The organism is Streptomyces sp. NPDC051322 (assembly GCF_040689485.1).
In the GTDB taxonomy this organism is placed as follows: Bacteria; Actinomycetota; Actinomycetes; order Streptomycetales; family Streptomycetaceae; genus Streptomyces.
Genome location: NZ_JBFBAK010000003.1, coordinates 635,573 through 646,918 on the forward strand (window position 1 = coordinate 635,573; position 11,346 = coordinate 646,918).

Here is an 11,346-nt window from a genome sequence, read left to right on the forward strand (position 1 = left end):
GGCCGGCAGAGCAGGCTCCGAGGGCCGGTGCACAGCGGGGGAAGTGGGCGCTGCCGCACCGGCCTCTTCGCATCATCCGGGCGGTCGACGACCCGCAGCTGACACCTGCTCAGTGCACGTACGCAATCAGTGCGGCCAAATGTTCGGGGGGCCCAGCGGGGATTTGACCCTTCCGGATACGCTGGTCGGATGACGCGAGCCGAGCAGCCAACGGTCGTGAGCCCCACCTCCGACGAACTAGCCGCAGACTCACGCGAGCGCGCCGTCCGAGCCCTGTTGCGCATCCCTCCGCTCCGGCGGTTGTGGAGCGCGCAGCTCGTCGGCTCCATCGGCGATTCCCTCGCCCTTCTCGTGCTTCTGCTGCTGTCGTTGCAGGCGGCGGTCTCGCAGGAATCCTTCGGAGGCGGGTACCGGGGTGCCGCCTTCGCCGTAGCCGCCGTTTTCGGCGCACGGGCCCTTGCCACCCTCCTCTTCGGTGCCGTCCTGCTCGGCCCGGTGGCCGCGCTGATCGCGCCGAACGGGCCTCTCGACCGCCGCTGGACCATGATCGGGGCGGACGGCCTGCGGGTCGCGCTGCTGATCATCGCGCCGCTGTGGATCAACTGGACCCCGGCCAAGGCGCCCGCCCTGCTCCTGGTCACCGTCTTCGTCGCCGGTGTCGCCGAGCGGTTCTGGACGGTCGCCAAGGAGAGCGCGGCGCCCGCCCTGCTGCCGCCCCCGCCCGCGGAGGGCAGTGCGGTACGCCCGCTGCCCGACCACCTCGAAGCGTTGCGCAGGCTCTCGCTCCGCACCACCTTCGTGGCCATCCCGGCCGCGGCCGCTGTTCTGCTCGTCGCCACGCTGATCAGCAATCTGCTGGGCTCCGGCATCGACTGGTTCTCACTGCACCAGGCCGGACTCGGCTCGTACGTCGCGGCCGGATTGTTCGCCGCGTCCGTCTCCACGCTGTACTTCCTGGAACTGCCCGACGGCGCGACACCCCGCGCCCGCTCTCCGCTCGAGGGACTGCGCCGTCCCGCCGCGGGCGACGGACCCGACAAGGGACGTACCGGCGCCATCCCGCTGCTGGTGCTGGCCGCGGCCTCGGTGGCCGGAGCTGTCGCCTCCGTCGCTGCCGTCGCTGTACTGCACACGAAGGACCTCGACGGCGGCCCGGCCGCCTTCGCGCTGCTGATTCTCGTACTGACCGGGGGCACCGTCCTCGGGATCCGTACCGCCGCCCAGACGCTGCCCGGCCTTTCCCGGCGCCGGCTGCTGGCGCTGGCGATCGCTCTGACGGGCGTGGCTCTGCTGGTGATGGGCCTGGTCCCGGACACCGCGACGGTGCTGCTGATCGCAGCGCTGGCCGGCTGGTCGGCCGGTGTCGCCGCCAACCTCGCGCACACCCTGATCGATCAGGAGACCGAGGACGCCCGGCGTGCGCGCACCGCGGACCATCTGCACGCCGTGGTCCGTGTCGCGGTGGCGCTCGGCTCGATCGCGGCCCCGCTGATCGCGGCCGCCATCGGACCGCACCACCTCGCCAACGGCAGCTTCGTCTTCGCACACGGCGGCGCCGCCTTCACGCTGATGCTGGTCGGTGCGCTGCTGCTGCCGGTGGCCGCGCTGGTCCTCACGAAGGCGGACGACCGTTCGGGGGTACCGCTGCGCCGCGATCTGCGCGACGCGCTGCGCGGCGGTGCCGACCCGCTGCAGTCCCCGTCCGCCACCGGCTTCTTCCTCGCCGTCGAAGGCGGCGACGGAGCCGGCAAGTCCACCCAGGTCGAAGCGCTCGCCGAATGGATCCGGGCCAAGGGCCACGAGGTCGTCGTCACCCGCGAGCCGGGCGCCACGCCGGTCGGCAAGCGACTGCGTTCGATTCTGCTCGACGTCTCGTCGGCCGGGCTCTCCAACCGTGCGGAGGCGCTGCTGTACGCCGCCGACCGGGCGGAGCACGTCGACTCGGTGGTCCGTCCCGCCCTGGAACGCGGCGCCATCGTCCTCTCCGACCGGTACATCGACTCGTCGGTGGCCTACCAGGGAGCCGGCCGTGATCTGTCGCCGACCGAGATCGCCCGTATCAACCGCTGGGCCACGGGCGGCCTCGTACCGCATCTGACGGTACTGCTCGACGTGTCGCCGGAGGCCGCCCGCGAGCGCTTCACGGAGGCACCGGACCGGCTGGAGTCCGAGCCCGCCGAATTCCACCAGCGGGTACGGAGCGGTTTCTTGACACTGGCGGCGGCCGACCCCGGGCGTTACCTGGTGGTGGACGCGGCGCAGCAGCCGGAAGCCATCACCACGGTCGTGCGCCACCGCCTCGACCAGCTGCTGCCGCTCTCCGAGGCCGAGATCAGCGCCAGGGAAGAGGCGCGCAGGGCCGCCGAGGAGGAAGCTCGCAGGAAGGCCGAGGAGGAAGCGGCCCGCAAGGCGGAGGAAGAGCGCCAGGAGAAGGCCCGCCAGGCCCAGCTCGCGAAGTTGCGCGCGGAGGAGGAGGAGCGCAAGCGTCTCGAGATCGAGGAGGCGCGGCGTCGCGAGGAGGAGCGCCAGGCGGAGGAAGCGCGCCGACAGGCAGAGGAGGCCAGGCGCCTCGCCGAGGAGGAGCGGGCCCGCCGCGCGGCCGAGGAAGAGGCGCGCGAGCAGGAGCAGGAACGACTGCGTCGGCAGAAGGCGGAGGAGGACCGGCTGCGCGCCGAGGCGGAGGAACGCCGCCGGGAGAAGCAGCGCAAGGCAGAAGCGGCGCTGCTGCGGGCGGAGGAGGCCCGGCGGGCCGCCGAGGCGGAGGCGGCCGCAGCGGCTGCCGCAGCAGCGGAGAGCGCACGGGCCGCGGCGGCCGAGGAAGCGCCCGAGCACCCGGACAACGAGTCGACGGTGCAGACGCCGATCGTCGGGGTGGGCGAAGCGCAGCAGACGCCGGCCGGCGTCGACGGTGCGAACGAGGTGACGCAGCCGGTGCCCGCGGTCCGGCCGCCGTCGACGCGGCCCGGTGCGGACGGCAGCGACGACGAGACCAAGGTCATTCCGAAGGTGAGCGACCAGGAGGAGACGGCGGTGCTGCCGCCGGTACGGGACGCAGCCCCCGAGGACCGGGTGCCACCCGGCTACTTCCGCGACGAGTCCGGCCGGCACTCCCCGCCCGAGAACGCGAACGAGCGCACCCGTGAGCTCCCGCAGGTCGACCCCGGCCGTCCGCGCCGGCGGCCGGACTGGGCGGAGGAGACGCCGCTCGACGACCTGCCCTCGCTGGCGGACGAGCTGCTGGGCTCGGACCGTGACGAGGACGAGGACCGTCGCGGAGGAGGCCGGCGCCGCCGCTGACCGCAGCGGCGGCGGCCGCCGCCCGGCCCGGTGGTGGTGCCGGGATTGTCGGACCCCTGCGCAACAATGAGAACCGCACAGCGCCGCACACCACCACAGCGCCGAACACCACAGGCCGCGCACCACAGCGAAAGGGGGCGGGCAGATGACCGTATGGGACGACCTCGTCGGTCAGGACCGTGTCCAGGCACAGCTCGCCGCCGCCGCCCGGGACGCCGACGCGCTGGTCACCGCCGATGCGGCCCGCGCCGCCACCGACGGCCTGTCGAAGTCGACGATGACGCACGCGTGGCTGTTCACCGGCCCGCCGGGCTCGGGTCGCTCCACGGCGGCCCGCGCCTTCGCCGCAGCCCTGCAGTGCGTCAGCCCGGACCGTGCGCTGGGGGGCGTGGCGGGCTGCGGGTTCTGCGAGGGTTGCCACACCGCCCTGGTCGGTACGCATGCCGACGTCGAGGTCGTCCGGACGGAGGGGCTCTCCATCGGCGTGAAGGAGACCCGGGAGCTCGTCCGGCGCGCCCAGCTCTCCCCGGCGGTCGGCCGCTGGCAGATCATCGTCATGGAAGATGCCGACCGGCTCACCGAAGGCGCGGGAAACGTCCTGCTGAAGGCGGTGGAGGAGCCGGCCCCTCGCACGGTGTGGCTGCTCTGCGCGCCTTCCCTCGAGGACGTACTGCCCACCATCCGCTCCCGCTGCCGCAGCCTCACCCTGCGCACGCCGCCCGTCGAGGCCGTCGCCGACCTGCTGGTCAGGCGCGACGGCATTGAACCCGGTGCGGCGATGTCGGCGGCCCGGGCCACCCAGGGCCACATCGGCCGCGCCCGTCGTCTCGCCACCGACGAGCGCGCGCGTGCCCGGCGCGCCGCCGTGCTGAAAATGCCGCTGCGGATCGACGACGTCGGTGGCTGCCTGAAGTCGGCGCAGGATCTGGTCGACGCGGCGACCGCGGACGCCAAAGAGGTCGCGGAGGGCTCCGACACCAAGGAGACCGAGGACCTCAAGGCGGCGCTCGGCGCATCGGCGGGAGGCCGGATGCCGCGGGGCACGGCCGGCGCTATGAAGGAGCTGGCCGACCGTCAGAAGCGCCGCTCGACCCGTACCCAGCGGGACAGCCTCGATCTCGCGCTGACCGACCTGACCGGCTTCTACCGCGATGTGCTGGCCCTCCAACTGCGGTCCAGGGTGGCCATAGCCAACGAGGACGTACGGGACGCCCTCGACCGGGTGGCTCTGAATTCCAGTCCGGAGCGGACCCTGCGCCGTATCGAGGCGATCAGTGCCTGCCGTGAGGCGCTGGACCGCAATGTGGCCCCGCTGCTCGCGGTCGAGGCCATGGCAGTGTCGCTGCGGGCAGGCTGACCTCGGTCGGCGGCTCGGCCCGACTCACTCGTACGAGCGCTGAAGAAGACCTTCCCCCCAGGCCCGACTACGCTCCGAGGATGGACATCAGGCGTCTGCTCTCCACCTCCACCCTCGCGTTGGCCCTGGGCGGTCTGCTCGTTTCGGGCTGCTCGTCGGGCAAGTCGGCGTCCGGCGCCTCCGCGTCCGCTACCCAGGCGCAGGCCCCGAACGCCGCGCCGTCCCCGGACCTGGCCTCGTACTACGGCCAGAAGCTGAAGTGGCATGCCTGCGGCGCCACCGGCTTCGAGTGCTCCACGATGACGGTGCCGCTCGACTACAAGAAGTCCGCGGACGGCGACATCAAACTCGCCGTCTCCCGCAAGAAGGCGACCGGCCCCGGCAAACGGATCGGTTCGCTCCTGGTCAACCCCGGCGGCCCCGGCGGCTCCGCGATCCAGTACCTCCAGGGGTACGCGGCGATCGGCTACCCCGCAGCGGTCCGCGCGCGCTACGACATGGTGGCCGTCGACCCCCGCGGTGTCGCCCACAGCGACCCCGTCGAGTGCCTGACGGGCAAACAGATGGACGCCTACACCCAGGTCGACGAGACGCCGGACGACAAGAGTGAGACCAAGAAGCTCACCACCGCCTTCAGGAACTTCGCCCAGGGCTGCGAGAAGCACTCCGCCAAGATTCTCCCGCATGTCTCCACGGTCGAGGCGGCCCGGGACATGGACATCCTGCGCGCGATCCTCGGAGACAAGAAGCTGAACTACGTCGGTGCCTCCTACGGCACTTTCCTCGGAGCCACCTACGCCGGGCTCTTCCCGGCCCGGGTGGGCCGCATGGTGCTCGACGGAGCGATGGACCCCTCGCTGTCCTCGCTGGCCATGAACCGCGACCAGACCGCCGGTTTCGAGACCGCTTTCAAGTCCTTCGCCACTGACTGCGTCACCCACCGGGACTGTCCGCTCGGTACGAAATCCGCCGCTGACGCCTCACACCGCCTGGAAGCCTTCTTCTCCCGGCTCGACGCCCATCCGGTGCCCACCGGCCAGAGCCGAAAACTGACCGAGTCGCTGGGTACCACCGGGGTGATCTCGGCGATGTACGACGAAGCCTCCTGGCCCGAGCTGCGCACCGCCCTCTCCCACGCCATGGCCGGCAACGGCGCCGGTCTGCTCGCCCTGTCGGACTCGTACTACGAGCGCGAGAGCAACGGCAGCTACGCCAACCTGATGGCCGCCAACGCCGCGGTCAACTGCCTCGACCTCCCCCCGGCCTTCTCCAGCCCCGCCGCCGTCACCGCGGCGCTGCCCTCCTTCGAGAAGGCGTCCCCGGTCTTCGGCGAAGGCTTCGCCTGGGCTTCCCTGAACTGTGCCTACTGGCCCACCCACGCCACCGGCACCGCGCACCGCATCGTGGCGAAGGGCGCGGCCCCCATCGTGGTCGTCGGCACCATCCGCGACCCCGCGACCCCGTACAAGTGGGCGAAGTCCCTCGCCGCCCAGCTCGACTCCGGCACCCTCCTCACCTACGACGGCGACGGCCACACGGCGTACGGGCGGGGCAGCGACTGCATCGACACCGCGATCAACACCTACCTGCTCGACGGCACCCCGCCCAAGGACGGCAAGAAGTGCTCCTGACCTGCCGTGCCCGCCCCTGACCGGCCTCTGAACCGCCCGGAAGCCCTCGGGGGAGGGGCGTCAGGAGCACCCTCGAAAACTGTGTAGACTTGGCGTCGCCGTTGACCGCACCATGGTGCGCACGGCATGCCGCCTTAGCTCAGTTGGCCAGAGCAACGCACTCGTAATGCGTAGGTCTCGGGTTCGAATCCCGAAGGCGGCTCCATGGTGAACCCCAGGTCAGGCCTTTGACCTGGGGTTTTTCCGTTTGCTTGACCATGTGAAGTGCTAGACGAGGGGCTTTTTGACCTACGCATTCCGATGCGTTGATCGATGTTTCACCCTCCGGAGCGGGTGTGCTTCGACAGCCCCTTGAGCTGGGCTTTCGTCTAATGGGCTCACCCGTGGAGGTGCTCCTTGATTGCCAGGGGAGCGCGAGGGGAGCGCATCGGGACAGCGGGTGCGCAACGAGGGGCTTCGCGGGAGCGGGGCAATGTGGCACTTCGTGCTGAGTGGCACCGCTGTACGAGCGATGGCTGTTGCAGACAGGAAGCGGGTCGGCGTCGGTTGAACGGCGACCCTCTGACTGCGGATTGGACCTGACTTACTTTGTGGCATCTATACCTGTCAACGCTCCCTGCAAACTGACCCCTTCCGGGTCCTTGGGTTCTAAGGCGGATTCGCGTGATCGTCGCAACGTTGCAGGGTTCATGGTGTCAGGGCGGTGGTGAATGCCTGTGCCGGGGTCTGCCAGCCGAGGGTCTTACGGGGTCGGTTATTGAGCCTGTCTTCGATCATTCGGAGGTCGTCGGGAGTGTGCTGGGAGAGGTTCGTGCGCTTAGGCAGGTACTGGCGGACGAGCCCGTTCGTGTTCTCGTTCGTGCCGCGCTGCCAGGGGCTGCCGGGGTGGGCGAAGAAGACGCCGTCGGTGAAGTACGGGGCGAGTTCGTGGTGGCGGGCCATCTCTGAGCCCTGGTCCCAGGTGAGCGTCTGGCGGGCGTGTTCGGGCATGGTGCTGATGAAGGCGGTGACGAGTGCGTCGCGGAGCTGGCCGGCCGAATGCCCGTGGGGCAAGGCGATCAGGCGGAGGTAGCGGGTGCGGCGGTCGACGAGGGTGGCCACCGCGGACTGGCTGCGGGGTCCGACGATGAGGTCTCCCTCCCAGTCGCCCAGGCGTGCCCGCAGTTCAACGGCCGGCGGCCGGTGGTCGATCAGGACGGGCGGGGCGATGAACCGGGCGGCCCTCTGATCCGAGCGTCTGCGTCGTTTGCGCAGGGGCCGGCTGGTGCGGAGTCGCTTGGTCAAAGTCCTGCTCAGGCCGCCTCTGATGCCCTGGTAGAGGGAGCGGTAGATGGTCTCGTGACACAGGGTGCCGCTCAGGCTGTTCGGGCCAGAGGGCACGAAGATGTGCGGCGATCTGTTCGGGACTCCACTCGAGATTGAGCTTGTCCTGGACCTCGGCCTTCAGCTCCGGATCGGCCGCCAGCTTCACTCGCCGCGGCCGCCGAAACCGCTCCCTGGACCGATGGTGGGCCAGGTCGGCGTCGTAGACGCCGTTGTCATGACGGCGGCTGTTGCGGCGCAGCTCGCGGCTGACCGTCGACGGCGCCCGTCCGAGCCGCTCGGCTATCTCACGGACGCCCAGGCCGCGTTCGCGCAGGGTGGCGATCCGTTTGCGTTCCAGCAGCGAGAGATAGCGGTCCGAGCGGGATGCCTCCGGAAGATGAGCCGGTGGGACTCCGCCGCTCTCCTCCCTCCACCGGTAGCCGGTCTTCCTGCCAATCCCGAGCTGCCTGCACGCCTCGACCGTGCCCATGCCCGACGCCAGCAGACGCCAGTACTCGGCCTCAAGTTCCAGCCTGCGCTTTTTGCCCCGCCTCGCCATCAACACACCCATCATGATCAAAGAGTGTTGCGACAAGCGTTAGAACCCAAGAGTCTCCTGGGGGTCAGTCTTCAAGAACCCGCGACAATACCAAGCTGATCTTGACTTCGGATCAGGAGGAGAAGGTGATCCAAGTAGAGGGCTGGGCGGAGATCCATAGGCTGTACCGGGCGGCGGAGATGCCGATCCGGGCGATGACTCGGCATCTGGGTATCTCGAAGAACGCGGTGAAGCGGGCTCTGGCCACGGCTGGTGCGGACTGACCAGCGGGTGAAAGTGGGCTGTATCTGCGGAGTCTGCTCCTGGACGGGCACCGGAAGTCGATGCAGCCCATGATCAGCCCGATGGCCAGCAGTGTCGTGACGCGACCCGTCCCGTTCGCAAGTTCGAGCAGCCTGGGGTGGACAGAGCCTTCGACAACCCCATCCACCCCTGGCTAGAACCACTTTCCCCTTATTTGATCACTTCTCGAGTGTCCCGCCTGAAAGCGAGATGCTGATTGCAATCAGCCGGCGAGTTCCAGCCGGTCGCTTCAGCGGATCTACTTCGTCAAGGCGCAAGGGACTGCCCGATATGGGAGCCGTTAGGTAGTCCGAGGCTGGCGGGGCCGTAGTTGATTCCACTGGTCGGGATGATGCCGTTTGTGTCGGTGTCAAGGTGCAGAAGGGTGCCGTCTCCCGTGTTTTCTCCTTCGGTGCCTACTGCGAGTTCAGCCCGAGTAGTGCCATGTAGATCGGTGAGGCTGACAGAGGTACCGAAGTGGTCGCCCTTCTCGGTGTCTCCAGTGATGCCTGTGGTGTCCTGGCTGATGGCCTGGGATCCAACACCGGTCACCCCCTTTGTACTTCCGGGCAACAGTAGTGTGGCTCCGGCATCGACCTCCGAGACGCTGGCGCGCGTGATGTCTTCGTAGGGCACTCCCGTCAACACGTCGGCATATCCGTCGAGGTTGTAGTCGCCGATCGAGAGCGAGAACCCCATGGCGTCGCCGGTCTCGTCGGCGCCGGGAACACTGGGGCTGCCCTGGTAGAGAGTGGTAGCACCGGTCATGGTGATGCCGTTGGCTGATCCGTAGAACGCGGTGATCTGGCCTCCGGAGAAGGCGCCCGACTCGGCCGTGTAGGGCTGGCCGACGGCGATATCGGGGAAGGTGTCGCCGTTGAGGTCGCCGGAGGCGATGGAGCGGCCGCCCTTGGCAGCGAGCAGGGCGCCGGGCTGGAGACCGGTGACCGATCCTTTGAAGAGCATGACCCGTCCGGTGCCGTCGGGATCGAGGTAAGTGGTGGCGACGTCGGCGTAGCCGTCCTGGTTGAAGTCGCCAGTGGTGGCATCTGGAAAGGTGACCGTTCCTGCAGTGCTGGTGAGCAGCCGTCCGCTCTTGGCGGTGCCAGAGGCGCTGTCGAGCACCCACCAGCTGGTCGGGTTGCCCGGGGCGATGGCAAAGATGTCGGCCTTGCCGTCACTGTTGAAGTCGCCGACGGTCACGGCTTCTCCCAGCCGGGCGTCGTTGACTCGGTCTGCGGTCGCGAGATTGTAGCTTGCGCTGGTGTCGAGTTCGGGGCCGTAGAGGGCAATGACATTGCCGTTGTCGGTGTGGCCGCTGGTGTCGTCTTCGCCGGGGTTACCTACGACGAGGTCGGCGTAGCCGTCGCCGTTGAGGTCGCCGTAGGCGCTGTCGGCGCCAAATGCGTCACCGGCTTCAGCGCCGCCGAGCACGCCAGCGGAGTTCTGAGAGATGACACGTTTTGCAGCGGGGTTGGGGCCAGTGGCACCTCCGGGCAGGACAGTGACTGCTCCGGCGCCCTTGAGCGTGCCAACAGCCGCCTGCGGAGTACCGACGAGGAGGTCGTTGGCACCGTCGCGGTTGAAGTCAGCGGTGGGGATGGCGGAACTGGCTGCCGGGCTGGCCGCATAGGAGCGTGTGGTGGGAAGCGCGGCGGCCAGGTTCTCATCAGGGCTGGGTGTCGGCATGGCATCATCGGCGCTCGCTATGGCGTCGAATGTCGCTTGTTCTCCCGCTTCATATTTGCCATTGGAAGCTGATGCGGTCATTACGGCGCTTCCCAGGGGATTGTGGCCGTACTGGCTGAGCTTCCATGCAGCGAGCCGCCCGAGTGACTGAAGTGCGGCTGGTGTGGGTTTGCCGCTGCTCATGTCTCCAAGGAGCGCGACTCCGGTGGAGTTGGTGTCGAAGCCTGGAGTGTGGAATCCGGTGACGGGCTGGTCCACGCCGCCGGCGCGTCCTTCGAAGATCGTGCCGCACTTGTCCACGAGGAAGTTGAATCCGATGTCGTTCCACATGTGATCCGGGTCCGTCATATGGTAGGCCTGGATGCCTTGGACGAGATCGGCCGAATCGGTGCAACTGTAGTCGTTGGTACCGCCCGCGGAGTGAACGAAGACGGCCTTGACCTCGGTTCCCATCGTCGGCGGTTCGGCGAGGTGCTCGTCAGCTCCCCACTGGGCGCGTGTGGTGATCGGCGGACGGGTAACGGCTGTTACGGCATTGGTCGCGGTTGCATGGGTTGTTGGAGCTGCGGGTGTGGCTTGTTTGCTACGCGTGGCGGCTGAAGAGTCCGGGGTGATGAGCCGGATGCTGGCCTTGGCGGGCGTCTTACGCCCAGGCGGTGTTGTGAGTCGCGCTTCGACAGCGTCGGATTTGCCCACCCACCTCGGTTCCGTCCGGCCGGCAGAGACCGTGCTTGGGCCCGGTCTCTCGGGTGTGCGGATCCTGTTGCTGTCAAGGTTCAGCCACTTCGACCAAGTGCCTGTGGAGGCATCTCGCACACGGACTTGAGCTGTACCTACTGAGCGCTCATCGCCGCCGCCGCGCCACGCGACGCCGACCATTGAGAATGGCTGGGTATCGGTGCGGGTCAGCTCCTGCTTCTGGGACGAAACGTGCGTGAGACCGAGTGAGCGAACGGTTGGCGGCTGGGACTGGCGCTGTCCCGTCGTTGCTTCAGCTTGGGCTGGCACGGCCGATATGGAATAGACCCCGCTGAGGAAAATGGCCCCCAGCGCAATCCAAAGTTGTGGTCTGTTCTGGATGATTCCTGGGCGTTTCGTACTTTGCTTCACATGTGTCTCCTGACACTCAGGCGGCTCTACCGTCTTGATCGGGTTGATCGAGCCATTCGTAGGGTTGGGTCACCCAGGGGTGCTGGGTGTGGCTATCAGGCGGCTGCCGTCTCGTG

The 11,346-nt window shown here is 68.6% G+C and carries 6 protein-coding genes, 1 tRNA gene and 1 pseudogene; 5 read left to right on the forward strand and 3 right to left on the reverse strand.

The window, feature by feature from the left end:
- Positions 1-189: 189 nt before the first annotated feature.
- The 4 genes from tmk to AB0436_RS11155 all read left to right on the forward strand — a co-directional run bounded on the left by tmk (position 190) and on the right by AB0436_RS11155 (position 6,490).
- Positions 190-3,297, forward strand: a complete 3,108-nt coding sequence (tmk, locus tag AB0436_RS11140; protein WP_366467470.1) for a dTMP kinase — start codon at positions 190-192, stop codon at positions 3,295-3,297.
- 145 nt (positions 3,298-3,442) lie between these two features.
- Positions 3,443-4,654, forward strand: coding sequence for a DNA polymerase III subunit delta' (locus tag AB0436_RS11145; protein ID WP_366467471.1), 1,212 nt, complete (start codon positions 3,443-3,445; stop codon positions 4,652-4,654).
- A gap of 80 nt (positions 4,655-4,734) precedes the next feature.
- Positions 4,735-6,285, forward strand: coding sequence for an alpha/beta hydrolase (locus AB0436_RS11150; RefSeq protein ID WP_366467472.1), 1,551 nt, complete (start codon positions 4,735-4,737; stop codon positions 6,283-6,285).
- Positions 6,286-6,413: 128 nt separating this feature from the next.
- Positions 6,414-6,490, forward strand: a tRNA-Thr gene (locus AB0436_RS11155).
- A gap of 482 nt (positions 6,491-6,972) precedes the next feature.
- Here AB0436_RS11155 and AB0436_RS11160 read toward each other — a convergent pair.
- Together AB0436_RS11160 and AB0436_RS11165 are read right to left on the reverse strand one after the other, a co-directional pair.
- The gene (locus tag AB0436_RS11160; protein ID WP_366467473.1) at positions 6,973-7,665 is read right to left on the reverse strand and encodes an IS30 family transposase; all 693 of its coding nucleotides are present in this window, start codon (positions 7,663-7,665) and stop codon (positions 6,973-6,975) included.
- Positions 7,666-7,894: 229 nt separating this feature from the next.
- Positions 7,895-8,164 (reverse strand): annotated as a pseudogene (locus AB0436_RS11165) (helix-turn-helix domain-containing protein); the annotation flags it as partial.
- A gap of 86 nt (positions 8,165-8,250) precedes the next feature.
- Here AB0436_RS11165 and AB0436_RS11170 point away from each other — a divergent pair.
- Positions 8,251-8,412, forward strand: a complete 162-nt coding sequence (locus tag AB0436_RS11170; protein ID WP_366467508.1) for a hypothetical protein — start codon at positions 8,251-8,253, stop codon at positions 8,410-8,412.
- Positions 8,413-8,698: 286 nt separating this feature from the next.
- Here AB0436_RS11170 and AB0436_RS11175 read toward each other — a convergent pair whose 3' ends face one another.
- Complete coding sequence (locus AB0436_RS11175) at positions 8,699-10,816, reverse strand: FG-GAP-like repeat-containing protein (protein ID WP_366467474.1); 2,118 nt, start codon at positions 10,814-10,816, stop codon at positions 8,699-8,701.
- Positions 10,817-11,346: the final 530 nt, after the last annotated feature.